The 24,276-nt window shown below is 69.6% G+C and carries 21 protein-coding genes and 4 pseudogenes; 11 read left to right on the top strand and 14 right to left on the bottom strand.

Features of this window, described 5'->3' with window-relative positions; all coding sequences use genetic code 11:
- Window positions 1–148 precede the first annotated feature (148 nt).
- Together OG413_RS29280 and OG413_RS29275 are read right to left on the bottom strand one after the other, a co-directional pair.
- Entirely contained in the window at window positions 149–682 is a 534-nt protein-coding gene (locus OG413_RS29280) for a hypothetical protein (RefSeq protein WP_266810899.1), read from the bottom strand.
- Window positions 673–1,269, bottom strand: coding sequence for a matrixin family metalloprotease (locus OG413_RS29275; protein ID WP_266810897.1), 597 nt, complete (start codon window positions 1,267–1,269; stop codon window positions 673–675). Before OG413_RS29275 ends, OG413_RS29280 begins: the two co-directional genes overlap by 10 nt.
- Window positions 1,270–1,875: 606 nt before the next feature.
- Here OG413_RS29275 and OG413_RS29270 point away from each other — a divergent pair.
- Complete coding sequence (locus OG413_RS29270) at window positions 1,876–2,340, top strand: hypothetical protein (RefSeq protein ID WP_266810895.1); 465 nt, start codon at window positions 1,876–1,878, stop codon at window positions 2,338–2,340.
- A gap of 540 nt (window positions 2,341–2,880) precedes the next feature.
- Window positions 2,881–3,288 (top strand): RidA family protein, encoded by a 408-nt coding sequence (locus OG413_RS29265; protein WP_266810893.1) that lies wholly within the window; start codon window positions 2,881–2,883, stop codon window positions 3,286–3,288.
- Here OG413_RS29265 and OG413_RS29260 read toward each other — a convergent pair.
- The 5 genes from OG413_RS29260 to OG413_RS29240 are packed head-to-tail and all read right to left on the bottom strand — an operon-like array spanning window position 3,278 to window position 8,735.
- Window positions 3,278–4,261: an ABC transporter ATP-binding protein gene (locus OG413_RS29260; RefSeq protein ID WP_266810891.1), complete on the bottom strand. Its 984-nt coding sequence runs from the start codon at window positions 4,259–4,261 to the stop codon at window positions 3,278–3,280. The genes OG413_RS29265 and OG413_RS29260 overlap by 11 nt on opposite strands.
- Window positions 4,258–5,361, bottom strand: coding sequence for an ABC transporter ATP-binding protein (locus tag OG413_RS29255; RefSeq protein ID WP_266810889.1), 1,104 nt, complete (start codon window positions 5,359–5,361; stop codon window positions 4,258–4,260). The genes OG413_RS29260 and OG413_RS29255 overlap by 4 nt, the downstream gene beginning before the upstream one ends.
- Window positions 5,358–6,230 (bottom strand): ABC transporter permease, encoded by an 873-nt coding sequence (locus OG413_RS29250; protein WP_266810888.1) that lies wholly within the window; start codon window positions 6,228–6,230, stop codon window positions 5,358–5,360. Before OG413_RS29250 ends, OG413_RS29255 begins: the two co-directional genes overlap by 4 nt.
- Complete coding sequence (locus tag OG413_RS29245; protein WP_266810886.1) at window positions 6,217–7,176, bottom strand: ABC transporter permease; 960 nt, start codon at window positions 7,174–7,176, stop codon at window positions 6,217–6,219. Before OG413_RS29245 ends, OG413_RS29250 begins: the two co-directional genes overlap by 14 nt.
- A complete protein-coding gene (locus OG413_RS29240) occupies window positions 7,173–8,735 on the bottom strand; it encodes an ABC transporter substrate-binding protein (RefSeq protein WP_266810884.1) in 1,563 nt (520 codons plus the stop codon). Before OG413_RS29240 ends, OG413_RS29245 begins: the two co-directional genes overlap by 4 nt.
- Window positions 8,736–9,002: 267 nt before the next feature.
- Between OG413_RS29240 and OG413_RS29235 the strand changes: the two genes are divergently transcribed.
- The 3 genes from OG413_RS29235 (at window position 9,003) to OG413_RS29225 (ending at window position 12,310) form a co-directional block, all read left to right on the top strand.
- On the top strand, window positions 9,003–9,584 hold the full coding sequence (locus OG413_RS29235) for a TetR family transcriptional regulator (RefSeq protein WP_266810883.1): 582 nt from the start codon (window positions 9,003–9,005) through the stop codon (window positions 9,582–9,584).
- A gap of 126 nt (window positions 9,585–9,710) precedes the next feature.
- Window positions 9,711–10,448, top strand: coding sequence for a tyrosine-protein phosphatase (locus tag OG413_RS29230; protein ID WP_266810881.1), 738 nt, complete (start codon window positions 9,711–9,713; stop codon window positions 10,446–10,448).
- Window positions 10,442–12,310, top strand: coding sequence for a glycoside hydrolase family 3 protein (locus OG413_RS29225; RefSeq protein ID WP_266810879.1), 1,869 nt, complete (start codon window positions 10,442–10,444; stop codon window positions 12,308–12,310). The genes OG413_RS29230 and OG413_RS29225 overlap by 7 nt, the downstream gene beginning before the upstream one ends.
- A 147-nt stretch (window positions 12,311–12,457) precedes the next feature.
- Here the strand turns inward: OG413_RS29225 and OG413_RS29220 are convergent, their stop codons facing one another.
- The 3 genes from OG413_RS29220 to OG413_RS29210 form a co-directional block, all read right to left on the bottom strand.
- Window positions 12,458–12,637 carry a hypothetical protein gene (locus OG413_RS29220; protein WP_266810877.1) on the bottom strand — a complete coding sequence of 60 codons (180 nt, stop codon included), beginning with the start codon at window positions 12,635–12,637 and terminating at the stop codon, window positions 12,458–12,460.
- A gap of 183 nt (window positions 12,638–12,820) precedes the next feature.
- A complete protein-coding gene (locus OG413_RS29215; RefSeq protein ID WP_266810876.1) occupies window positions 12,821–13,150 on the bottom strand; it encodes a hypothetical protein in 330 nt (109 codons plus the stop codon).
- A 30-nt stretch (window positions 13,151–13,180) separates the two neighbouring features.
- Entirely contained in the window at window positions 13,181–13,387 is a 207-nt protein-coding gene (locus tag OG413_RS29210; RefSeq protein ID WP_266810874.1) for a hypothetical protein, read from the bottom strand.
- Between the two features lie 165 nt (window positions 13,388–13,552).
- Here OG413_RS29210 and OG413_RS29205 point away from each other — a divergent pair, with 165 nt between their 5' ends.
- The 4 genes and pseudogenes from OG413_RS29205 (at window position 13,553) to OG413_RS29190 (ending at window position 17,384) form a co-directional block, all read left to right on the top strand.
- On the top strand, window positions 13,553–15,046 hold the full coding sequence (locus OG413_RS29205; RefSeq protein WP_266810872.1) for an FAD-dependent monooxygenase: 1,494 nt from the start codon (window positions 13,553–13,555) through the stop codon (window positions 15,044–15,046).
- A gap of 509 nt (window positions 15,047–15,555) precedes the next feature.
- A pseudogene (locus tag OG413_RS29200) lies at window positions 15,556–16,051 on the top strand (N-acetyltransferase).
- 292 nt (window positions 16,052–16,343) lie between these two features.
- Window positions 16,344–16,454 (top strand): annotated as a pseudogene (locus OG413_RS29195) (DUF4343 domain-containing protein); the annotation flags it as partial.
- Between the two features lie 170 nt (window positions 16,455–16,624).
- Window positions 16,625–17,384, top strand: a pseudogene (locus tag OG413_RS29190) (GNAT family N-acetyltransferase).
- A gap of 413 nt (window positions 17,385–17,797) precedes the next feature.
- On the opposite strand, the gene OG413_RS29185 reads toward OG413_RS29190, so the two are convergent.
- The gene (locus OG413_RS29185) at window positions 17,798–18,568 is read right to left on the bottom strand and encodes an aminoglycoside phosphotransferase family protein (RefSeq protein ID WP_266810870.1); all 771 of its coding nucleotides are present in this window, start codon (window positions 18,566–18,568) and stop codon (window positions 17,798–17,800) included.
- 213 nt (window positions 18,569–18,781) lie between these two features.
- Here OG413_RS29185 and OG413_RS29180 point away from each other — a divergent pair.
- Window positions 18,782–19,995: pseudogene (locus OG413_RS29180) on the top strand (transposase).
- Window positions 19,996–20,166: 171 nt separating this feature from the next.
- Here OG413_RS29180 and OG413_RS29175 read toward each other — a convergent pair.
- Together OG413_RS29175 and OG413_RS29170 are read right to left on the bottom strand one after the other, a co-directional pair.
- Entirely contained in the window at window positions 20,167–20,691 is a 525-nt protein-coding gene (locus OG413_RS29175; protein WP_266810868.1) for a hypothetical protein, read from the bottom strand.
- Between the two features lie 270 nt (window positions 20,692–20,961).
- Window positions 20,962–21,558 carry a TetR/AcrR family transcriptional regulator gene (locus OG413_RS29170; RefSeq protein ID WP_266810866.1) on the bottom strand — a complete coding sequence of 199 codons (597 nt, stop codon included), beginning with the start codon at window positions 21,556–21,558 and terminating at the stop codon, window positions 20,962–20,964.
- 145 nt (window positions 21,559–21,703) lie between these two features.
- Between OG413_RS29170 and OG413_RS29165 the strand changes: the two genes are divergently transcribed.
- A complete protein-coding gene (locus tag OG413_RS29165) occupies window positions 21,704–22,591 on the top strand; it encodes an NmrA/HSCARG family protein (protein WP_266810864.1) in 888 nt (295 codons plus the stop codon).
- A gap of 593 nt (window positions 22,592–23,184) precedes the next feature.
- Here the strand turns inward: OG413_RS29165 and OG413_RS29160 are convergent.
- Window positions 23,185–23,949 carry an alpha/beta hydrolase gene (locus OG413_RS29160; RefSeq protein ID WP_266813142.1) on the bottom strand — a complete coding sequence of 255 codons (765 nt, stop codon included), beginning with the start codon at window positions 23,947–23,949 and terminating at the stop codon, window positions 23,185–23,187.
- Window positions 23,950–24,276: the final 327 nt, after the last annotated feature.

Here is a 24,276-nt window from a genome sequence, read left to right as displayed (position 1 = left end):
GGCGGCGTCGTACCCACGGGCCCGTCACGGCCGGTCACGGCACGCTGAGCTCACCTTCACCCCTGCCCCCCTGTCGGGGCTGAGTTGGCGCACCTTTCACTCGAACCTCTGCGGATCCGAGTGGCGCGTGCTGCTGTCCCGGGTGTGATCAGGGGTAGCTGTTGACGCCGGGTGAGGGGTGGGTGGCGGCCCAGGTCCAGTGCTGGTCGATGGTGCCGTGGGCCTTGCCGGTAACGGTGGTGGCCGGTGCGCCGGGGTCGTCGGCGGGGCGGGGGAGCGCCTCGGCGAGGACGGCGTGTTCGTGCTCGGGGTTGTTCCAGGGCACGGTCGGGATGACATAGGCGTGGCCGGGGCGCAGCGCGGGGTCGCCGGTGGTCTGGGTGATGACGACAGTGCCGGTGAGGTTGCCTTTGTAGGTGTGGATGACGCGGACTTCGTAGAGGTCGGAGGGCACGTCCTGGATGGTCCGGGTTCCGGTGTGGCGCTGGACGGTGGCGCGGAAGACGTCGCGGGCCGCCGTGGCGACCTCCTGGTCGTCGTCAGGGTCGTGGAGCGTCATCGCCTCGAAGAACGACCGGCCCGGGGTGAGGTAGGAGTACGCGGTCCAGCCGGTGGCGACGATGACCGTAAGAGCCGCTCCGGCAACGGCCACGATCCGGGTCTTCTTCACAGTCAGCCCCACAGTGCGTGATAGTTCGTACGGTCGGAGCGGGTCGGACGGCCGTTCGTCGGCTGCTCGACCAGGTATCGCTTCATGAGAGACGCCGGCCCGGACGCCGCCTTGTGGCAGAAGCCGAGAGCGTGCCCGAGCTCATGGGCCGCGACTCTGCGCCGCCCACTCTTCGTACCGAACTTCTTCCCCTTGCCGAGGTAGGCGTTGTTCATGCGGATCCAGTCGGTGCCGGGGCCGGGGCTCCATGCGGCGCCGACGTTGAACCATGTGCCGTCGGTCTTGCTGATGTCCGACCATTCCATGTCCGCGATCCGTGATGCGTCGTCCTTCGGGAAGGTCACCCGGTCGAGTCCGTTGGACGACCACACCGTCGCGGCGAACTTTCGGGCGTCGTCGTAGCGGGTCTCGTCCTCCCACGCGATCTCGGACCCGTCGACCGAGGAATGTCCACGTGAGTCCGTCCTCCCTCCGGTGCACTTCGTCGGCTGTGCCGCTGCCGGGGTGGCGACCGCGTGGTTGATGGTCGTCGCGAGAACCAGGCAGGTGAGCGTCGCGGCCCACGGCAGGCACCGTGCCCCGGACAGCCGGTTCCGCATCACCGGGAGGACGCCATCTCGACCGGGGTGCCCAGCCCGGCACCGCCACCCCTGACACCGCCGTTTCCGCCGCCACCGAGGCAGCGCCGGACAAGGGCATCGGCTTCCTGGCCCGCCGTGACGACCGTTGCCCTGACATCCGTACGCATCGCGCCCCCCGCTCCCAAGACCACGAACCAGACACGATGTTGGTATCGGGTTCGTGAAGGCCGCCCCGCATGAACGCGACGCCGTTCACCCGTCGGCGCGGAAAGTCACACCATGCGACTTCGTTCTGGGGCCTTGGTGGCCCCAGCGGCTCTGGGAGCTCTTGGAGGGGCCGTTCGGGGCCTGGTTCAGGCTGTCCTTCCGCCCGTGGACCGGCCACCGGACCCCGGATGGGCACCAACTCGGTGGTGACGTATGTTCACGTGCGTGCAGATCTCATCGCAGCAGCCTCTCCCCGTCGAAGACCGGCCGGACATGGAACCGGCCACTGTGGCGACGTCCCGACGAGGCAGGGGTCCGCTGTGGGCGCTCTGTGGTGCGGCACTGGCCACCGCTGTCTGCGGCGGGGCAATCCTGCTGGCGGGAGGTACCTCGGGTGCTCGCGAGGTGCGGTACCGGATGAGCGACAATCTCTGCGCGGACGCCGAGATGGCCGCTCTAGGCGCGCTCTTCGACCGCAGCGACGACTCCTCCCACGGGGAAAACCGCCATCGGGCGATGGATGTCGCGGAATGCATCGACACGCTCGCCGAGAAGGGCAGCCACGAGGCCGGGAACACGCTCACCCTGCGTCTCAAGTTGCACAGGGCCACCGACCCGCGTCCGGAATTCGAGGCCAACGGCGAGGCAGTCGAGACCAACACGGGCCCGACGATCGTCAAGAAACGCGTCGAAGGTCTCGGCGAGCGCGCGTACTTCGGGGTCATCGACCTCAGCGAGGGCGCCGTCGTCATCCTCACGGTTCTCGACGGCGCAGCGGAGTTCTCCTTCAACTTCTACGCCGGTTCCACGCACACTCCCGAGCAACTCAAGCCCTTGATGATCAAGGACATGAGAGCGCTCATGGCGGACCGCGCACGGTAAGCCCTCTCCCGGGCATGGAGGCGCTGTTGGACCGACCGGCGTCAGGGATGGCGTCGGTCATGGACTCTGCCCCGGTCTCCGGGACGAGTTCACCAGCAACGACCCGCCGGACCGCCTGCTGTCAAACCCTCGTAAGCCAGTGCCAGGCACCGTCCGATCGCCTTGGACGTCACCGCCCACGCCGCATCGAAATTGCGCATGCTCTGCAACCTCTCGCACCGCCGGGCCCAGTTTCGCAGGGGGTGAGTTCAGCGATCTCGGCGGACTCGGCGACCTGAGCGATGTCGGCGATCTCAGGCCGGGCACCCGAGCCGCTGTCGCCCTGGCATCGTGCGGCAGCCCACTCCGGTGCCTCCCGACGCCCCACCGCCGTACACACGGCTTCTCGGTCACCATCAGGTTCCCCGGTCACCAAGAAGTGCGTTCTTCCATGTCAGCCGCCGCTCTCCTACGGTTTCCCAGTAACCACCAGAAACCAAAGGCTGCTCTTGGGCGGGTGGAAGTGAGCCCGTGGGTACTCAAGGCAAGGAGACAGACAGCATGGCCATCACCCTGGTAAACCCCGGCGGGCTGCCGGAGACCGATGTCTATCGGCAGGTGTCGGTCGGAACCGGTTCGAAGCTGGTCTTCATCGCCGGCCAGGTCGCCGTTGACGAGATCGGGGTCACGGTCGGCGAGGGTGACCTCGCGGCTCAGGTCGAGCGGTGCTACCTCAACATCGCCACCGCTCTTGCCGAGGTCGGTGCCTCCTTCGAGGACGTGGCGAAGCTGACCGTCTACGTCGTCGACTGGACCCCCGACAAGATGCCCCTCTTCCTCGAAGGGGTCTCACGGGCCGCCGCGAAGCTGGGTGTCACCCCGGTCGCGCCGGGCACGCTGCTGGGCGTCGCGGCACTGGCCGGCCTCGACTATCTGGTCGAGGTCGAAGCCACCGCGGTCATCGACTGATCGGCGCTCGTCGCCCTGGTGCGGCCGGGGTGATCAGCGGCCGGTGGCATGCGACCGTTCGGTGTGGGGCGATCTCGCGCAGGGTGGGCGTCTCCGTGGCGCAGCGGGCGTCGGCGAGTGGGCAGCGGGTACGGAAGCGGCAGCCGGAGGGCGGGTTCAGCGGGGACGGCGGGTCGGCTGGAAGCAGACCGGTGTCGCCGAGGGGCCGGCCGGGTTCGGGGACGGCGGCGAGCAGGGCGGCCGTGTAGGGGTGGGCCGGGGCCGCGAGGACCTCTTCGGTGGGGCCCTGTTCGCAGAGTCGGCCGAGCTGGAGCACGGCGACGTCGTCGCTGACCGCCCGCACGACGCCGAGGTCATGGGAGATGAACAGGCTTGCCAGGCCACGTTCCTCGGTGAGCCGGCGGAGCAGGTTCAGCACCGTGGCCTGGGCGGAGACGTCGAGGGCGGAAACGGCTTCGTCGGCGATGAGTACGCGGGGTTCGGCGGCGAGCGCCCTGGCGATGGCGACGCGCTGGGCCTGGCCGCCGGAGAGCTGGCCCGGTCGGCGGTCGCCGAACAGGCCGGGCGGCAGCCCCACCGCGTTCAGCTGCCGTTCGATGACGGCCGCGCGGTCGCGCGCCGGGTCGGGGTGGGCGTCGAGCGGTTCCGCGACCAGGTCGCTGACCTGGCGGCGTGGGTTGAGCGAGGACAACGGGTCCTGGAAGACCATCTGCATCCGGGGACGCAGCCCGCGCAGCGCACGGGGAGTCAGGGTGGCGAGGTCGGTGCCGTCGAGGGTGACGGTTCCGGCGGTGGGCGGGGGCAGCCGCAGGAGGGCTCTGGCGATGCTGCTCTTGCCCGAGCCGGACTCGCCGACCAGGGCGAGGGTGCGGCGTTCGCGCAGCGTCAGGTCTACCTCGCTGACGGCGTGCAGCGGCCCGGAGCGGGTGCGGTGGACCACCGAGAGTCCGGTGGCGTGCAGGACGGCGGTCATGCGGTGTGCTCCGACCTGGTCAGGGGGAAGTGGCAGGTGGCCGTGTGGTCGGGACCGGCCGGGTGGACGGGTGGGGCGGTTGTGGCGCAGACGGCCTCGGCGCGCTCGCAGCGCGGCGCGAACGGACAGCCGGTCGCCGGTCGGGCGAGGTCCGGTGGTGTGCCGGGGATGGCCGGCAGGGTACGCCGCAGCGGGCCGGTGACGCGGGGGACGGAGCGCAGCAGCGCGGCGGTGTAGGGGTGGGCTGGGCGCTCGGTGACGACCTCGGTGGGGCCGGTCTCGACGATCCGGCCGCCGTACATGACCGCGACTCTCCGCGCCCGGCCGTAGAGCAGGCCGATGTCGTGGGTGATGAGCAGGGTGGCGAGGCCGCGGGTCTCGCGGTGGCGGTCGAGCAGGTCCAGGACGGTTCGCTGGACGGTGACATCGAGCGCGGTGGTGGGTTCGTCGGCGAGCAGGAGTGCCGGAGAGCCGGCCAGGGCCGCGGCGATGCCGACGCGTTGGCGCAGACCGCCCGAGAGTTCGTGCGGGTAGGCGCGGGCGCGTCGGGCCGGGTCGGGGACGTCGACGGCGGCGAGGAGTTCGGCGGCCTTATCACGGCGGGCGCGGCGGGAGAGCCGGCGCCGGTTGGTGATCGATTCGGTGACCTGGTCGGCTATCCGGACGACGGGATTGAGCGAGGTCATCGGGTCCTGGTGGACCATGGCGACGCCGGTGCCCAGGAGTTCGGAGCGCCGTACGGGGGTGGTGTCGAGCAGGTCCTCACCGCGGAGGAGCACCTGCCCGCTGGTGGTGACGGTGGTGGTACGCGGGTGGACGCCGAGAACGGTGCGGGCGAGGACCGATTTGCCGGAGCCGGACTCGCCGACCACGCCGAGGCATTCGCCCGCGTCGATGGTGAGGCTGACGCCGTGCAGGATGTGCAGTGCCCGGCCGTCGGGAGTGTGCAGGGTGGTGTCGAGCGAGCGGACGTCCAGCACCGGGGCGGCGCCGGGGGCGGGATTCGGTACGGCGCTCGCTCTTGCATTCGGTACGGCGATGCCTTCCGCATTTGGTACGGCGCTGGCTTCCGCGCTCGGCGCGGGGCTCGGGGCGGTCATGCGCGTACTCCCTTCGGTGCGGACGAACGCAGCTGTTCGCCGAGGTAGTTGAGGGCCAGGACGGTGAGGCAGAGCACCGCTGCCGGGGCGAGTGAGATCCAGGGCGCGCTGCCGAGCATGGTGCGGCCCTCGGCGATGACACCGCCCCAGGACGGCTCCGGCGGACGCAGGCCGAAGCCGAGAAAGCTGAGGGAACCCTCGGCGACGATGGCGACCGTGGTCGCGGTGAAGGCGAAGGTGAGCGAGGCCGACGCGACGTGCGGGACGATTTCGCGGCGCAGCACGCGCAGAGGCGCGGTGCCGATCATCCGGGCGGCCTGGACGAAGCCGCGCTCGCTGAGCGAGAGCACCACGGCGCGCACCACCCGCGTGAAGTGCGGAACGGTGAACAGGCCGATCAGCCCGCCGATCACGGGCAGGCTGGGGCCGCGCAGCGAGACCACGATCATCACCAGGATCAGCGTGGGCACGGACATCAGTACGTCGGTGGCGAAGCCGATGGCCTTGTCGACCGGGCCACGGAACCAGCCCGCGGCCAGGCCGAGCGCGCCACCGCCGAGCAGGCCGACGGTGATGGTGAGGGCGGCGACCGCGAAGGAGGCGCGGGCGCCGGCGACGGTGCGCTGAAGGACATCGCGACCGGAGGCGTCGGTGCCCAGCCAGTGGCCGGGGCCCGGCGGTGCGGAGGGGGCGGCGAAGTCTCCGTGCAGTGGGTCGAATCCGGGCAGCAGGGGCATCAGCAGCGCCGCGAGCGCCACAGCGCTCAGCCAGGCGCCGGCGGCGAGCACTCCCGCCGACGGCCGTCGCCAGGCCCGACGGACGGTAGGGGTGGGGGCGGGCTTCGCCGGGGCGATGTCAGCGGTGGCCATGGGCGATCCTCGGGTCGAGCTTGCGGTACAGCAGGTCCACCGCGAGCGTGGCGGCGACGACGGCGGCGGCGCTGACCACGGTGACGGCCTGGATGACGGGGAAGTCGCGGGCGTTGATGGAACCGGCGGCGAGGCTGCCGACGCCCGGCACCCCGAACAACGTCTCGACCAGCACGGATCCGCCGAGCGAGGTTCCGACGCCGATGCCGATCAGGGTGACCAGCGGCAGCGAGGACGGCCGCAGCGCGCGTCTCAGCATCAGCCGTGCTGTGCCCATGCCGCGGCTGCGGGCGGCGGAGACGTACGTCTGGTCGAGGGTGTCGAGCAGTTGTCCGCGCAACGTGCGGGTGAAGACGGCGGCCTCGGTGAGGCCGAGGGTGAGCGCGGGCAGCACCAGGTGCCGCAGATTCCCGGCCGGGTCCTCGGCGAACGGTGTCCAGCCGGTGGCGGGCAGGATCCGCAGCTGGACGGCGGCGATCCAGATCAGCAGGAGGCCGAGCACGAAGCCGGGTACGGCGAGCCAGACGAAGGCACCGGCGGTGGCGATCCGGTCCACCGGGCCGCCCGGCCGCCAGGCCGAGAGCAGGGCCACCGGCACGGCGAGGCAGAGCGCCACCAATTGGGCGGCGACGAAGAGTTCGAGTGTGACCGGGATCCGGTCGGCGAGCTCGGTGGTGACGGGGGTGCCGGTGCTCAGCGATAGCCCGAGGTCGCCGTGCAGGGCGTCGCCGAGCCAGCGCCAGGTCGCCGACAACACGTTCTCGTCCAGCCCCAGCTGCGCCTCGTACGCGGTGACCTGTTCAGGTGTGGCGGTGGGCCCGAGCGCGGCGAGTGCCGGGGATCCGGGCATCAGGTGCGGCAGGGTGAGCGCGGCGAGTGTGACCAGCAGCAGTACGGCGGCGGCCCGGCCCAGCGGCGCCGTGGCGCCGAGGATCCGGGACGTCACTTCTTCACCCACAGGGCAGCCGGGGACACGCTGATGACGGTTCGCCGGGACAGGTCGGGCAGGCCGCCGACCTCGGCCGTGGCGAGGAAGCCGGCCGGGTTCTCGGTGAGGAAGAGCATCGGGGCATCCCGGACGACCGCCTCGGCGGCCTTGCCGTAAGAGGTGCCGCGCTTGGCGGCGTCCGGCTCGGCCCGCCCGGCTCCGATCGCCTTGTTCGCCTCCGCGTTGCCGTAACCCGTGAAGTTGTAGGGCGAGTTGGCGGTGTAAAGGCTGTTCAGCGCGGTGTCCGTGTCACCGAACATGCTGGTGACGAAGTCCAGCACCTGGAACTTCCGCTGGAACATCGCGGTGTTCAGGCTCGCGGTGTCCATCGGCTTGATGGTCATCTTCACCCCGGCCTCGGCGAACATCTGCTGCAGCATGGTGGCGCGCTGCTGGCTCTCGGGGCGGTTGTCGACCAGGTATTCGAAGGAGAGGTCCGGTTGCCCGGCGTCCGCGAGCAGGGCACGGGCCTTCGCGGGATCATGGGCCGGATAGTCGCTCGCGCCGGCCGACCGGTAGGGGGAGGCGGAGCCGATCGGGCCGTTCGAGACCTGACCCTGGCCGAGGTAGACGACCTTCGCGACGGCTTCCCGGTCGATGGCGTATTGGAGCGCCCGGCGCACGCGCGGGTCGTCGAAGGGCGCGGCCTTGGTGTTGAGCAGGACGGTGGAGGTGGAGCCGGGCCCGGTGGCAGCGCGCAGACCGGCGCCGCCGGCCTGCTTGAGCTGGGCCGGGGTCTCGGTCCAGATCAGGTCCGCGTCGCCGGAGCGCAGCGACTGGTAGCGGCTGTCGGAGTCCGGCAGCACCTTGTAGACGATCTTGTCGGCGTGGCCCTTGGCACCCCAGTAGGCGGGGTTGCGTGCCACGGTGACCGAGACGCCGGGCTGGACGCTCTCCACCGTGTACGGACCGGATCCGACCGCCGGTGCCGCGCCGGTGGGGGCCTGGGAGACATAACCGAGCGAGCGGGTGAAGAGGCTGGGGAAGGCTGCGTTGGGGGCCTTGAGGGTGAAGTCGACGGTGGTGGGGCCGTTCGCTTCGAGGCTGCCGATGGTGGCGGCGTCGGCGGCGCAGGTGCAGGTGCTCTCCGGCTTGGCGAGCCGCTTCACATGGTCGACGACGGCCTGGGCGTCCAGCGGCTTGCCATCGCTGAACTTCACTCCCTCGCGCAACTTCAGGGTCCAGCCGATGGCGTCCGCGTCGGAGGTGAACGCCTTGGCCAGATAGGGCTGTACGACGCCGTTGTCGCCGTTGACCATCAACGGGTCGTACAGCGCGTTGGCCAGGATCATCATCGGCATCGAGGCCAGCGTGCCGTCGGCCGGGTCGAGCTTGGTGAAGGGGCGGTCCAGGCCGACCTTGAGGGTGCCGCCGTCGATCGCGGGCCCGTCGGTGCGGGCGGCCTCGGCGGAGCCGCCACCGGACACCGCGTTGTCGGACGCCGTGCAGGCGCCGGCGGTCAGGGCGACGGTGAGCGCGCAGGCCGTGGCCGCGAGCAGGTGCGTGTGCCGCTTCATGTTTCCTCGGGTTTTCTCGGAGCACGGAGTGGGAACAGCAGCGCGGGGCTGCCGCCACCCACACCATTTCGGAACTGGCAGTACTGCCAAAAGGCAGTTGTGCAAACACCCCGTGACCAGCTGCCGAAGAGTTGACACGTGCCTTGAGCGGGCCTGGCCGGACATGGTTCGGTACTGGTCGTGGCGGCATACGACGCACCGTCACGACCGGGACCCGGCGACGGGCACACAACAAGGAGCGGCAGACCGATGCAGGAGACGGGCCCCGTGACGGAACTGGGAATACGCGACCGTAAGAAGGCGCGCACCCGCGAGGCCATCCGCACGGCGGCGCTCGACCTCTTCGAGGAGCAGGGCTTCGAACGCACCACGGTCGACCAGATCTGCCGACGGGCCGACGTCGCCCACCGCACCTTCTTCCGCTACTACGCGACCAAGGAAGCGCTGCTCTTCGGCGGGGCCTTCGGCCAGGTCGTCCTCGACGCCTTCGCCGAAGCGCCGGCGGACCTCGGCCTCTGGGAGGCGCTCGGTCACGCCCTGACCGTCTCCGACGGCCGCCTTGAGGAGCCTGCCGAGCACACCGCCCGCCGCCGTCGGCTGCGCCGCGGCCTCCTGGAGGTGCGCTCGGTGCGCGACCACGCCCTCATCCTGGTCGACACGTTCGGCCGACGGGCCTCCGTCATCGCCGCCGAGCGGCTCGGCGCCGACCCGCACACCGATCTGCGCCCGTGGGCGCTCGGCGCGATGCTCAGCGGCATGATCCAGCGCCACATCATGGTCGACTCGGAGACCGGCTTGCTGGCCGAATGGGCCGAGGCGTACCGGGAAGTCCTGCGCCCCGGCCACTGACCTGTCCGGCCGGCTCTCCCCCGCCCACTCACGTATGACCTTCGCTCCCGCGCCCACCCACGTATCGGCCTCCTCTCCCGCTACCTCTTTCTCCCGTACGGGATAATTGCTCCGAAAGGCTCACCTATGTCCTTGGTCAATTTCCGCGACCCCGCACTCGGCACCGATCCTCAGGGCTCGCGGATCCGTCCGGGCGTGCTCTACCGCTCGGCCCAGCCCTTCCCCCGCGCCGACCACGCCACGGTCGCCCAGCTGCGCGACCACGGCATCCGCACCGTCGTGGACCTGCGGGGCGCCGCCGAGTCCGATCCCGGCGACTGGGCCGCCGCCGAGGCCGCGGGGATCAACGTCATAGCCGCCCGGATGGATCCCACCACCGACGCCGTCGTGGCTGCCATGCGGACCATGACCACCGCCGCGGATCTCGGTGCCTTCTACCTTCTGATGGCCGAGCAGGCCCCCGACTCCGTCACCGCCGCGGCCGAGGCCGCCGCCCGCCCCGGCGGTGTCCTGCTGCACTGTGCCGCCGGCAAGGACCGCACCGGTCTGATCACCGCGCTGCTGCTCGAACTGCTCGGCGTCCCCGCCGAGGCGATCGTCGCCGACTACGCCCGCACTTCCGAGGCGCTGCCGCAGATCTTCGCCCACCTCGCCGAACGCCACCCCACCCACCCCGCCGCCCTCAACGCCCGCGGCTCGGTTCCCGCCCCGCTGCTGGAGGCCCCCGCCGAGGCGATGACCGCCTTCCTCGACCTCGTCCGCGCCCGACACGGGGCAGCGGCCTTCCTGGTCGCCTGCGGAACCTCCACCACCACCCTGGACGCCTTCCGCGCCAAGACCTCCGCAGAGGCCGCAGCATGCTGACCCTGTTGCGCCACCACGACGGAACGCCGTTTCGCGACCTCAACCACAACGGCACCATGGAGCCCTACGAGGACCCCCGGCTGCCGGTCGAAGAACGCGTCGGTGACCTGCTGAACCGGATGACCCTGGAGGAAAAGGCCGCGCTGATGTGCCACGGCCGGATGCTGGTGGGAGAGACGGGAGACACGGGGGTGGCCGGGGAGACGAGGGTGGCAGGGGACGCCAGGCACGCCGGGGAGGCTCGCCCGGCCCTGCCCGGGAATGGCATCCCCACCGGTGCAGAGCTGATCACCGGACGCGGTCTGACCGCCTTCGCCATGATGGCCGTCCCCGACGCCCGCACGATGGCCGAGTGGAACAACCACGTCCAGGAGCTCGCCGCCGCCCAACGCCTCGGCATCCCGGTCACCCTCGCCTCCGACCCCCGGCACGGCTTCACCGCCAATCCCGCCACCGCGCACACCGGCGGCGGCTTCAGCGCCGGTCCCGAGCCGATCGGCCTCGCAGCCACCGACGATCCGGCCCTGGTGGAGCAGTACGCCGCCCTGATCGGCCGCGAACTGCGGGCCGTCGGCATCCGCCTCGCGCTCCACCCGATGGCCGACCTCGCCACCGAACCGCGGTGGGCCCGGATCAGCGGCACCTTCGGCGAGGACGCCGACCGCGCGTGCCGGATGATCACCGCCTACATTCGAGGTCTCCAGGGTGAGCGGCTCGGCCCGGACAGCGTCGCCTGCATGACCAAGCACTTTCCCGGCGGCGGCCCCCAAGCGCACGGCGAGGACTCGCACTTCGCCGCAGGCCGCCGACTGGTCTACCCGGGCGGCGCGTTCGAGCACCACCTGCTTCCCTTCGAGGCCGCCTTCGAGGCCGGCACCGCGCAGATCATGCCCGCGTACGCGATCCCTTCGGGGTCGGGTCTGTCCGAGGTCGGCGCCAACTTCAATCGGGACGTCATCACCGGCCTGCTGCGTGGCCGTTACGGCTTCGACGGCGTGGTCTGTACCGACTTCAACGCCATCACGGGCATCGAGGTCCCCGGCATCACCACCTTCCCGCCACGTCACTGGGGCGTCGAGGAACTGTCGGTGGCCGAGCAGGTCGCGCTGGTCCTGGACGCCGGAACCGACCAGCTCGGTGGTGAGACGGACCCGGAACTGATTCTGAGTGCCGTCCGCTCCGGCGCGGTCAGCGAGGCGAGGATCGACGAATCCGCCCGCCGCATCCTGCGCGACAAGTTCCGTCTCGGTCTGTTCGAGGACCCCTACGTCGCCCCGGACGCCGCGGCCGAACTGGTCGGCGATGCGACCGGCCGCGAGCACGGCCGTCGTGTCCAGCGACGCTCACTGGTTCACCTCTCGGGGTATCCGGTCGCCGGGCAGCGACTGTATGTCGAGGGAATCGATCCGGCCGTCGCCGCCCGCTACGGCACCGTCGTGGACCGGCCCGAGGACGCCGACGCCGCCATTCTCCGGATCACCGCACCGTACGAGAAGCGCGAGGGCTTCCTGGAGCAGTTCTTCCACAGCGGCTCACTGGAGTTCCCGGCCGTGGAGACGGAACGTCTGTGCTCCGTCGCCTCCGCTGTTCCCACCTGCCTCGCCGTCCATCTCGACCGCCCTGCGGTCCTCACACCACTGACCGGGCACGCCGCCTTCCTCATCGGCGAGTTCGGCGCCGACGACGACCTCGTACTCGACGCGGCCCTCGGCCGGGCGCCGCTATCCGGAACCCTTCCCTTCGACCTTCCCTCCTCCATGGCCGCCGTCGAGGCTGCCCGGGAGGACATCCCCTTCGACACCCGTGCCCCGCTGTTCCACTGCGGTCACCCGACAGCCCATGAAGCACCGCCGCGGAGGTAGTGCTGGACGAGACGGGCGCTGACTATCTGCGTCCACCGGCCTTCGCCACCCGCCTCTGACCCGGCGGCGCCCGGAGGGTACGGGGCCCGTAGCCTCCTCCGAAGCACGGGCTGACCGACTCGCCACGGGGTGCTGCCGGATACGCCTTCAGGGCGGGCCCGCCGCGTCCACGGCGTGCTCGGCGGTCCGCCGGTAGGCGAACCGGGGCAGGAAGAACTGGGTGACCGGGCCGATCATCAGGGCGTACAGAACTGTGCCGACGCCCGCACTCCCGCCGAGGAGCCGGCCCACGCCGAGAACGGTGAGCTCGATCAGGGTGTACGACACACCCGATGAGCAGGCCGACCCGGGCCGTGAGCCCGAGGTTCTGGGGGATGAGCAGGAGGCCCAGGTCGGACGATGCCCCCACGACGATGATGTTGGCGGAGGTGCCCAACGTCGGTTTCTGCTTGAGGGGGATCCACAGCAGGAGTACGAGAACGCCGAGGAGGGCACTGGTCATGCCGAAGCTCAGGGGGGGTTGTGGTGCTCAACCCCCTCGCACAGGACGCTCCAGGGATTGACGCCCAGAGAGGTGCGGACCATGGCCGACAGGCTGAACCCGTACAGGGCGAGACCGACGAGCAGTTGGGGAAAGCGTCTCAGCGGACGCTCACCGAGGCGGACGTAGGTGAGGGGCGGCAGGTCCGGGCGCGGACGGGACGCCGACGGCCACTGATCGCGTTCCTCCTGACGGCGCCCGAGTCTGCTCTTGTGACGTCCCGTGATCTTCTGCTCCACTCCGGTCGCCCACAGTGTGTTTTTGACTCCTCCCGCCATCTCCTCCCGCCATCCGTCCACGTCAGGGCTCCAGACAGCTCGGTGCGCGCCTCATCCGTCTGCCGACCTCGCCCGGGAACGTACCCGTGCGGCCGCGGTTGATCCGCACGAAATGGTCCAGGGCAGGAACTGATCGGCGGTGCCGTAGCCACGCTTCCCGTAGGCGCCGACGAAGGCCGTGAAGCCGACGAAGAGGAAGCAGCCCTCCTCGGGGACGTCGATCCGCAACGAATGCACTGCGCCGAGCTCCGCCGGCATGGCTTCGTGGTTGCTTTCGTCGGCCGACTGCGACTGGGGGGCATGTGCGTATTCGGGACCGGCCCGGTTCGTACGCCTCGCGCATGACGTACCGTCATGTCCTGCTGTGCGGCGGGTCGCCCTTCCTACGCAGAGGGGCGACTCAACGATGTTGAGGAGCCTGTGATGAGCCTGCCCACAATCACCACCACCGAAGTCCTGATCGCCGGAGCAGGGCCCACCGGCCTCGTGCTCGCCTGCGACCTGGCCCGCCGCGGGATCGCCTGCCACGTCGTGGAGAGGGAGAACCGCGGCTTTCCCGGCTCACGCGGCTCCGGCCTCCAGCCGCGCACCCTGGAGGTCTTCGACGACCTGGGCGTCATCGACGCGGTACGGGCGGCAGGCGGCCCCATCCAGCCCCTGCAGAGCTGGGACGGCACCACACGTATCGCCGAGTGGGACGCGGTCGAGCGCTCCGAGCCCTCGCCCCACGTGCCGTACGGCGAGATCTGGATGCTCCCGCAGTGGCGCACCGTCGAGATCCTTCAGGCGCGCCTCGAAGAGCTGGGCGGAAGCGTCGAGTTCGACTGCGAGCTGACCGGCTTCGAGCAGGACGCGGACGGGGTGACGGCGCGGCTGCGTGGGCCGGACGGCACCGAGTCGGCCGTACGGGCCGGCTATCTGGTCGCGGCCGACGGTGGACGCAGCACGATCCGCAAGGCCCTCGGGGTGGGCTTCCCCGTCACCGAACTCGTCACCGATCCGACGCTGATCGCGGACATCCTCATGGACGGACTCGACCGCGGGCACTGGCACGTATGGCCCACGGCGCCGGGCGGGCGCGTCGCGATCCGGCCACTCGAAGGGTCGGACTTCTTCCAAATGCTCGCCCACTTCGAGGGCGCGGGACCGGACTTCACGCCCGACGCCACGCCGGAGGCGGTCCAGCAGCTGCTCGTGGAGCGCACCGGCCACATGGACGTGCGGGTGCATGAGGTGCGGTGGTCCTCGGTGCTGCGTATCAAGGCCGGGGTCGCCGACCGCCTCCGCATCGGCCGTGTCCTGCTCGCGGGCGACGCCGCGCACATTCACTCCCCTACGGGAGGCCAGGGCCTCAACACCAGCATCCAGGACGCGTACAACCTCGGCTGGAAGCTCGGCGCAGCACTGCGCGGCGCGTCCGACGCGCTCGTCGACACCTACGAGGACGAGCGGCGGCCGGTCGCGCAACATGTGCTCGCCCTCACCACCCAGGTCTTCGAGCAGGACCGCGTGGACAAGGACCGCGGCTTCTCCCAACGCGGCGGCGAGACCTTCCAACTGGGCCTCGGCTACCGCGAGAGCCCGCTGACCCGCGAGTGCCGCGAGGGCCTGGCCGACGACGCACTGCGCGCCGGAGACCGCGCCCCCGACGCCCCCTGCGGACCCATCCGGCTCTTCGACCTCTTCCGCGGCCCGCACGCCACACTGCTCGCCTTCGGCGGGACCGACGCCCCGGCCTCCGAGCGCTACAAGCTGGTGCGGGTCGGCCGGCCCGGCGAGCAGGCCGACGTCATCGACGTGAGCGGGCACGCCCACAAGGCGTACGGGGACCGGGGACTCTTTCTCGTACGGCCCGACGGGTATGTAGCGCTCGCGACGGAGGATCCGGCGGACCTGGCCTCGTACGAGATCCACTAGAGAGGCCGGCAGGAGATCCGACGTCAGCCGGAACACCACCACCGCAAGCGTCCGAGCCGCCGACCAAGCCCGCGTTGCGGGAGCCCAGGGGCGATGGCAGGACCGTCCGCGGCTCCCGCACGCCCACCACGGACCACGATCCAGCTGCCGGCCACTGTGAACCCACCGCGACGAGGTCCGCCGTCTCAAGGTCGCCGCGTTCCGGCAGGTCGGCAACCCCGGCGCTCGTCAAGCCATCCAGACCGTCGGATGGCGCCGCGAGTTGAGTGCGGGGAAGCTGACTATCGAGCGGGTCTACGTGGCCCCGATCCACTCCCAGCTGCTCGACCAGTCCGAGCCCGACGACCGGCTGGAGACGTGATCACAGCAGGACTTCAGCGATACGCCCTGGAGGAATCGCGGCATCCACGCCGCATCATGGCGGCACTACCTGGGCGACCGGCCCGCCCCGTCGTCGACCGCGCGCCGCCCGGCTCATCCCGCGCCGAACGGTTGTACCCGCGGCCCTCATGAATTGGCTGCCCGACGACTTCGTCCACCCCGTCTGCGTGCCCGTGCCCAACACCCCGCTTCACCTGCGGCCGATATGGGAGGTGGACACCGCGCTCGACTACCCCGCCGTGATGGGTTCCCAAGAGCGCTTGTGGGAGATCTTCGGCCTGGCCTGGGCTTGGCCCAAGCAGACGATGACCTATGAAGAGGACCGCATCGACCTGCTGCGGCACGAAGGAGATAGCGGCGCACCAGTCGTTCAACTACGCGCTGCTGGACGAGGAGGAGACGGCGATCCTCGGCTGCGTCTACATCGATCCGCCCGAGCGCACCTGCTCCGACGGAGAGGTCTCCTGGTGGGTGGTGGACGACCTCGTCGGCGGGGAGGCGGAGCGCGCACTCGACGTGCTGGTGCCGCAGTGGATCGCCACCGACTGGCCCTTCCAACGGCCTCGTTATCCGGGCCGCGACATTACTTGGCAGGACTGGCTCGCGCTGCCGCACGCCTCGTGACATGTCCGAGGCGGTGGCTGGATCGTGTCATGACAGATAGTCCGATCGTTGTGCGAATTGTGCTGCTGGCGGATGCCCAGTGAGCGTGGATCGAGCCGTTGTCCCCGACCGGCGAGCAGATGCGGCGCCTCCCGCCGGAGTGCGGGTCCTGGGCGATCGTGATCACGGCCGGGCAGCGTGGGTTGAGCGTCCCAGCGGCAGTGCTCTCAAATGCGGTGGACTGCTCGGCAGCGCCTGTGGCACGGTCGGGGATCGTGGCGGAACACGGCCGGAGTTGAAGCCGGATCTGGCCGTACGGATCAGCGACGTGGTGACAACAGAATTCCGTTTGTTCCTCCTTGATGGCACGGTCCACACGGGTTCGCAGTACGCCACCTTCGGCCGCCTCGACGCCGCGCCGCTCGAAGGGCGCCGCTATGACGATGCCGTACTGGAGTTCGCGGACGGTCTGGCGGCGGTCGAGGCGAACATGGCCTGGTAGGCGATGGCGAGCATGTCGCTTCGTACGGCCATACCGCCCCGCTGGGAGTAATTCGTAGGTGGCCATGGTCCACGGCCGCCTAAGCTCCCCGCATGCCAAAGCCAGAGCTTCAGCGGATCAACTCCTTCCTGTCGTCCTTCGCCCGCCGCCAGGCCGCGCGCACCGTCGAGCTCCCCGGCGGGTTCGCCGTATATGACGATGACTTCGCGCATTCCCGCGCGAACAATCAGATCGTCATCGAGTCGGCCGTCGACTCCGAGGCGCTGCCCGCCATCGCGGACGAGGCTCTGGGGCATCTGCCGCACCGCCTGATCTCCGTCCTTGACGACGAAGTCGGAACGGCGTGCGCGGAGCCGCTGATCCGGGCCGGATACACCCACGCCACCTATCTGGTCATGCTGCACACCGGCCCGGTGCCCGCAGGGGCCGGCGGAAGAGGCGGACCTCGACGCGATACGTATCCCACTCACCCGGCGATGGCGGAGCCTCCTTCCGGGCGTCGAGGACGAGGTCCTGCGCCACCTCGTCGACCGACGAGAGGCTCGCCGTCGCGGCGCCGACGCCGTTCACTTCATCGGTGCCCGCACGGAGGAGGGAGAGGTCGCCGCATGGGCCGACCTCTATATGGACCCGTCAACCGGCACCGCCCAGATCGAGGATCTGATCACCTCGGAGACCCACCTCAGACGCGGATACGCTGATGCCGTCCTGACCACCGCCCTGGGCCTGGCCACCGACAAGGACTGCGGTACCCGGTTCCTGACCGCAGACGCGATGGACTGGCCACGCCACTGGTACGAGCGCCGCGGCTTCTCCGTCATCGGCTACTCGCACTGCTTCCAACGCGGCTGATCGACAGACGGCGGAGCCGTTGTGGCTTTGACCTCGCCGGGGCGGAACCCTCGACGCGTATCGCTTCAAGGTGCTCGCCCCGGGCATCGGAGGCGAACGGCTGAAGGCGTTTGATCGTCCAGGTACTGAGAGCGCGGTACCGCGACTTCGAGTTCTGGCGCAGGCTGACTCCGGATGACGAGATCACGGAAACCAACGCCCAGAGCGAGGCCCGGTTCGTGAGCTTCGCGATGCGAGGTCATCCTCAACATTCCCGGTGTGGGCCCTTTGCCGCGGGCGGAGTTCATTGCCTGTACCGGCCTGGAGATGGACGACTTCGGCTGTGCGGGGCGACCTCGCAGGGGGTGTCGGCCTCGCACCGGTCCACGGGAATCCGGTCCCGAACCACGGGACCAGCAGTGCGTGCGGCACCGCTATCCCGCCTGGAAGGCGGCGCGCAGGCTGTCGCGTTGGGCGCGCACATAGCGCATGTCCGTCTCGTACAGGTCGGTGTGACCTTCCGCGATGTGTTGCTGGAACGCCTTGTTGCCCTGCGCGGCCTGGTCGCGCATGAAGTCGATGAGGGCCTGCAGCCGGTCAGGGACGATGTCGAGGACCTCGGCGCCCACGCCCGGCCCGTACGCCCGGCAGAAGGCCGCGACCCGGCGCCCCTGCTCCTGCGGTGTTCCGAAGCTCTCCGGATTGTCCGGTCCCTGCAGGGGCGCGAACCGGTACACGGTGTAGGCGACGTCCCAGACGCGTGGCCCGGGGTGCGCCGCGTCGAAATCGATGAAACCGGCCGCCAGGCCGTCCTTCACCACGCAGTTGTACTGGGCGGCATCGCCGTGGCACATGACCTCGGCCGGCTGCCGGACCGGGAACAACCAGCGGTCCTCGGGACGCCGCCGGAACGTAACGCTCGCGTCGTGAAGGCCCCGCAGCAGTGTGGCCGTGGAGGTGAGGAGTTCGGGCGTACGCAGGTCCGGCGTGAGCGCGTCGTACACCTCGCCGTCGAGGAAGGTGAGCAGCTCGTTGCCGTCGGCGTCGAAGCCCCGTGGGTCCGGTGCGCCGTGGAACCCCTGGTCGTGGAGCTGCCGCAGCAGCCGGTGGATCGTCGGCGCTGCTGGGGACGCCGGCCGGAGGACGATGTCGCCGTGGCGACGCACGATGTTCACGCCGCCGCGGAATTCCTGCCATTCAGTCATTCATGGCTCGCTTTCCGAGGACCGCGGGCCGGACTTCGTCCGACCGTACGTTGGGCAGGGTCACGGCCCGCGCCGGGAGATCCTGCGAAGTGGGATCGGATGGCATCGTGTTGCGGTCCGAGGCGTGATCACCAACGTGAGGAACGCCCCTGCCCTGCAACGATATGACTTGTTGAGAGTCCCGTCGGTTGAGCGGGAAGAAGTACTCCCCAGGTGAAGAAGCGTATCGGTTCGTACCCACGGGTCCGCGTCGAGGGCGGTGGTCCGCCGGTGGTCTCGCAGGCAGGAGGCGCCTTGCTGGTGGAGACCGTCCGCCAGACCGGGCTGGATCAGACGATATCGATGGCCCTGGCCCCGTGGCGCAAGCCACGGGGCGGTGCACGATACGGGGCGGTGCACCACTCGGGAAAGCCCCCTGCTGGATGTGGCCCTGGCGGTGGCGCTCGGAGGTGACTGCCTGGCAGACGTGGGCGTGCCGCGGGCCGAGCCGGCCTTGTTCGGGGCAGTGGCCTCCGATCCCACCACCTTCCGCCTGGTCGACGCCCTCGCATCGGCCGGGCCGAAGGCCCTAGTGACGATCCGCTCGGTACGGTCCCAAGTGCGTGAGCGGGTCCGGACGTTGGTGGGTGCGTGCAGTCCGGTCGCCGGCGGCCAGGTGATCGTGGACATCGACGGGGTGCTGGTGATCGCGCGCTCCGAGGGCAGGATGCCACCGCGACGTGGAAGAAGACCTTCGGTCATCATCCGCTCGTCGTGTTCGTCGACCATGGCGGGGCCCCCTGGATCCGGGCCGGGCCGGATCCAGGGGGCCGGTGGCCGCCGGGCTGCGGCCCGGAAACGCGGGCTCCAACACCGCCGCAGACCACATCACCACCACCCAACTCGCCCTGGCTCAACTGCCGGACCCCTTGCGGCGGGGACGGCAGACGCTGGTCCGTACCGAGTCCGCCGGTGGCGCCCACGCCTTCCTCGGTTGGCTGTCGAGACGGGGCCGGCGGCTGTCGTATTCCGTCGGAATGACCATCGCCGACGCCATTCGCCAGGCCGCGCTGAAGATCCCGAGGAGGGCGTGGACGTCGGCCTACGACTCCGCCGGCACCGAATGCGGGCCCGCTGCGAGGACCGCATCCGAAACGCCCGCGACACCGGTCTGCGGAACCCGCCCTGCACGACACGGCCCAGAACCAGATCTGCTGGAGATCGTCTCCCTCGCGCTGGACCTCCTGGCCTGGATGCCGATGCTCGCCCTGACCGGCGACACTCGCTGCTGGGAACCCAGAAAGCTCCGCCTGCGGCTGTTCTCCGCCGCCGCCCAACTTGTCGCCACCGGCCCCCGCCACCACCTGCGCATGACCGCCCGATGGCCCTGGACCGACGTCATCACCCGGGCAGCTGACCGGCTCCAGGTCCTGCCAAACCCCGGCTGACCAGCCACTTCAACCGTCCCAACAACCGGGCCCTCAGCCTGCCCCACACCAGAAAAGCCGCACCGCACAAACACAGAGTCCCCGTCAGTGAACCGACGAGGACTCGTGAACGATAGAGGCTGACGCCTGTCAGGGTGCGACGGTGCCTGCCGCCTGCCGTCAGGACGCGTCTCAGCCCCTGATCAACGGATCGTAGGGTTCGCCCTCCGGCGTGAAGATGAGGACGAAGCCTTTCCCGATCCCGGTGGCCACCTCCCACAATCGGGCCAAGACATCCTCTTCAGAGGGAAGGGCAAGACCAAGGGCTGCGGCGGTACGGTCCCGTCGGGCCACGAGGTCCGGTACGTCCTCCAGATACTCGGCCGCGAGCCTACGACTTTCCTCCGCTGTGAACGTTTGGCAGTCGCGCCACCACGGGGCGATCAGCAGGAGCCGTAGGAGTTCAGGCAGGCCCATCGCGACCAGCGCCGCACCACCTTCGGAGTCCGCGTACAGAACGGGACGTTCCTCGCCGCCTTCACCGCAGAAGAAGAAGGTGCCCCCGGCGCCGTCGCCCGCGAAACCCTCCAGCGCGGCGCCCGAGGCGAGATGGACATCCTCGACATGGTCACCTCGGTCCAGGTCGAAATCGCCCGGCCAAGCGAGGAAACGGGCTGCCTCACCCTGCTCGCGGACGGCAGCGATCAAAGATCTCATGCGCGGAACCATAGGGCCCGCCGGTTGACAAGCACCGTGGGGGATCAGTCACAGCCCCGCGCACCAGTTGACGGCGTCGTGTGCCCCGGCACCGGCGTCGCGGTTCCACTCGGGCGATGCGTCCGGCAGCAGGCCCGGCAGAGCCTCGGACATGTCCTGCCTGCGGGCAGGATCTATGTCTGTGGCTTGCGGCCACCGCCTGATCTTCTGTCTTCACAGACCGATGATCACCGGTAGCCCCCCTTCCCCGACCAGCCCCCAACAGCGAAATCATGATCTGCGTTCTAGGCGATGCCGGGGCCGCAGGCCATCCATCACCACGGCCAGAAGCTGATCGGCCTGCTCTTCGCCGTCGGGTTCGCATTCGGTGACGAAGGCGATGGCATTGACGAGTTTGAGCACCTGGCCCGCTGTGACGTCGGTGCGGACCGTACCGGCCTGCTGGGCCCGGTCGAGCAGGGCCGCCGCAGCGGCGTACATAGTCTCCCGGCACCAGGACACGTTGGAGCCCTCATCCCGCAGGGCAATCGTCACTGCCGTCGCCAGGCTGCGTGAGGTGCTCCCCTGCATGGTGAGTTCCCGCAGCCAGGTCGCCAGCCCCTCGTCCGGGGAGCGTGCGGCAAGCAGTTCTTGCGACCGTGAGTACAGGGCCTCGATCTGGTCGTGGTGGACGGCCTGCAGCAACGCCTCCCGGGTCGGGAAGCGGCGGTAGAGAGTCGCGTTCCCGACGCCGGCGTGGCGGGCGATGTCGTCCATCGGAACGTCGACTCCCCGCTCGGCGAAGACTTCGCGAGCGGCGCTGACCAGTCGCTCGTAGTTGCGCCGTGCGTCGGCTCGGAGCGCGGGCTGGGGTGGAGGTGTAGTCATGGCGCCCTCTATCGAGAACTGGGGAGTCTCCCCATATATTACCAAGCCATAACTGGGGAAACTCCCCGGTTGATGCAGCTCCCGCTCCCGAGCCCGGTAGCGTCCGGTGCTCGTTCCGGAGGTAGAAATGACAACGAATCCCACCGTGCTGGTGACCGGGGCCACCGGTCTGCAAGGCGGCGCCACCGCGCGGCAGCTGCTGGCGGCCGGGTGGCAGGTGCGAGCCCTCGTCCGCGACCTGGTCGGCCCCCGGGCCCAAGCGCTGGTACGGGCCGGAGCCGAGGTCGTTTCGGGCGACATGGGCGTCCGTACTTCCCTCGACGCGGCGATGCGGGGCGTGCACGGGGTCTTCAGTGTTCAACCCACCGTCGGCTATCCCGGAACGCCGCCCGGCTTCGCTGTCGAAGATGAGATCCGGTTGGGCACGAATGTGATCGAAGCAGCAAACGACGCCGATGTCCGGCACCTCGTCTATGCCTCGGTCGCCGGTGCCGAGCGCTCACCCGGCATCCGCCGCTGGGAAAGCAAATGGCAGATCGAGGGGCGCATCGGCGCCCTGGGCCTGCCCGCCACCATCCTGCGCCCCGTCCGGTTCATGGAGAACCACTCCGACCCGACCATGGGGGTGCGCAATGGCGTACTGACCGATGTGGTCAAGCCGGAGGTGCCCGTCCAACTCATAGCCGGCACCGATATCGGTGCTTTCGCGGCCCTGGCATTCACCAACCCTGGCCAGTACATCGGCCAGGCACTTGAGATCGCTGGTGATGAACTGACGCTCCCGCGGATCGTCGATGCGATCAGTCGCACTACCGGAGTCGCCATCACCTACCGGGCGATCCCGCGAGAGGCTCTCGCAGGGCTGGATCCGGACGCCCAGGCAGGCTACGACTTCGCCAATCACAGGGGCGGCTGGCAGGCTGACATTTCCACGCTGCGAAGTCTGCACCCGGCTCTGATGGACTTCGATACCTGGCTGCGCAACGAAGGCAGGACGCAGTTCGACGCACTGTTCCGCGATCAGCCTGCCTGAGCCTGCCTATCCGGCGGCGCGGTGCAATTCGCGCGTGGCGCATCCGCCAGCAACCTGAGCCCCAACTGCCGCGCCCGAAGAGGGGTTTCGATAGGCGCGAAGCGGCCCGCGACCCGCCTCGTCAAGCCCTCGGACATCGTCTGCCAGCTGGCAGGCACTGGGCTGTGACCGGCAGCCACAGCTGGAGTACCAGTACCAGTACCAGTACCCAAGCCTGTCTGGAATCGTGATCAGTGCGGTCTGTTTCGGACCTGAGGGGCACGCCGAGCTGGTAGAACGCTGCCGCTACGTGACGTGAACTGAGCGATGGTGAGTGGGAACCGATAGAGCCGTTCCTGCCGATCGGACGGTACGGCACTTTCTTGCAGCGCCTCCGCGAACAGTTCGAGGGCGTCATCTGGTGGTTCCGTACGGGCAGCCGATGGCGAAGAAGATCCGAGAGTGGCGGGGCCTGGCTACCCGCTACGACAAGACGCCCGTGAGCTACACGGCGGGGCTCCAGCTACGCGGATGCATCATCTGGATACGCAGTCTCAACCCGGGCCGCGGTAGCGGCGCCCGATGGGCAGATCGGACGCCGCCACCGCTCACCTTCAGGCCGGTGAGGTGACCGCCCGGCCAAGATGCCGGGCGAGGAACCGGACCGCGCTGTCGGCCTCGAACCTGGCCAGTTCAAAGTGCTTGCCCACGTTGGCGTGCAACGTCTTCTCCTTCGAGGCGAAGGCGTCGAACAGCGAGAGGCTGGCCTCACGCGGGACGCGCTCGTTGTCCCACTGCACGGCGAACTCGATCGGGATGGTGATCCGCTTCGCCTTCTCGATCAGGGCATCGGGCCACATCATGCCGAAGACCGCGGCCGTGATCCTGGGCTCGACTGCCACCAGCGGCATCCCGATCGCGGTGCCCAGGCCGATGCCGACATAGCCCACCGGCCCATCGGCGCCGATCTCCGGAAGTTCCCGCAGGGCGTCCAGCGTCGACCGCCACTCGGGCACGGCGAGCTCCGCCAGACCGGCGTTGTAACGGACGACGACCGGGCCTTCCGGTGCGCCCGCCGCCTGAGCCTTGCGCAGCTCGGCGATCTCCCGCTCGTCGTGTGCGGTGCGCGGCCGGTCGCCGTGACCGGGCGCGTCGATGACGGCGACATGGAAGCCGCAGCCGGTCACGAGAGGGTGGGCGTGGCCCGCCATAGCTCGATGCTCCCCGTGGGTGCCGCCGCCGTGGCCCATCAGGACCAGGGGCGCGCGAGCGGCACCGGAGGCCGGCGACCAGAGAACGCCGGGGACCTCGCCCACGGTGAAGTCGCGCTCGACCATGCCGTTCGACGACGACTCGGCGGTCAACTGCAGAAAGGGTATAGGTGTTGCCTTTCGGGAATGCCTTGTTGTCGAGGCGCTCCCGGCGACGCCTACGTCAATCGCCGGTCGTGACGAGAAGGGGGAGCACCCACATCGATACAGCGTTCATGGGTCTCACCTCCCCGGGCGGTGTCACGGTCAACTGCAAGCCAACAGGCCCGGTCATCATCCCTCCAACTCTTTTTCCCGCACTGATCACAACTCCAGACAGCCCTTACAGTAGGCCGTGTATCGAAAGTGGATCTTGAGCTGTGAATGACCACGGTTCATGGGTCGGGGAGATCTCACGGACGAGCAGTGGGCGGCGCTGGAGCCGTTGTTGCCGAA

The organism is Streptomyces sp. NBC_01433 (assembly GCF_026340105.1).
In the GTDB taxonomy this organism is placed as follows: domain Bacteria; phylum Actinomycetota; class Actinomycetes; order Streptomycetales; family Streptomycetaceae; genus Streptomyces.
Note: the sequence above shows the minus strand (reverse complement) of the source record. Positions and strands in the feature narration are given on the sequence as shown.

Bases quoted from the DNA above. Each gene is read 5' to 3' on its own strand.
- OG413_RS29275 (WP_266810897.1), bottom strand. From the start codon at position 1,269: ATGCGGAACCGGCTGTCCGGGGCACGGTGCCTGCCGTGGGCCGCGACG.
- OG413_RS29270 (WP_266810895.1), top strand. From the start codon at position 1,876: ATGAGCGACAATCTCTGCGCGGACGCCGAGATGGCCGCTCTAGGCGCG.
- OG413_RS29265 (WP_266810893.1), top strand. From the start codon at position 2,881: ATGGCCATCACCCTGGTAAACCCCGGCGGGCTGCCGGAGACCGATGTC.
- OG413_RS29260 (WP_266810891.1), bottom strand. From the start codon at position 4,261: ATGACCGCCGTCCTGCACGCCACCGGACTCTCGGTGGTCCACCGCACC.
- OG413_RS29255 (WP_266810889.1), bottom strand. From the start codon at position 5,361: ATGACCGCCCCGAGCCCCGCGCCGAGCGCGGAAGCCAGCGCCGTACCA.
- OG413_RS29250 (WP_266810888.1), bottom strand. From the start codon at position 6,230: ATGGCCACCGCTGACATCGCCCCGGCGAAGCCCGCCCCCACCCCTACC.
- OG413_RS29240 (WP_266810884.1), bottom strand. From the start codon at position 8,735: ATGAAGCGGCACACGCACCTGCTCGCGGCCACGGCCTGCGCGCTCACC.
- OG413_RS29230 (WP_266810881.1), top strand. From the start codon at position 9,711: ATGTCCTTGGTCAATTTCCGCGACCCCGCACTCGGCACCGATCCTCAG.
- OG413_RS29225 (WP_266810879.1), top strand. From the start codon at position 10,442: ATGCTGACCCTGTTGCGCCACCACGACGGAACGCCGTTTCGCGACCTC.
- OG413_RS29210 (WP_266810874.1), bottom strand. From the start codon at position 13,387: ATGCCGGCGGAGCTCGGCGCAGTGCATTCGTTGCGGATCGACGTCCCC.
- OG413_RS29205 (WP_266810872.1), top strand. From the start codon at position 13,553: ATGAGCCTGCCCACAATCACCACCACCGAAGTCCTGATCGCCGGAGCA.
- OG413_RS29185 (WP_266810870.1), bottom strand. From the start codon at position 18,568: ATGACTGAATGGCAGGAATTCCGCGGCGGCGTGAACATCGTGCGTCGC.
- OG413_RS29175 (WP_266810868.1), bottom strand. From the start codon at position 20,691: ATGAGATCTTTGATCGCTGCCGTCCGCGAGCAGGGTGAGGCAGCCCGT.
- OG413_RS29170 (WP_266810866.1), bottom strand. From the start codon at position 21,558: ATGACTACACCTCCACCCCAGCCCGCGCTCCGAGCCGACGCACGGCGC.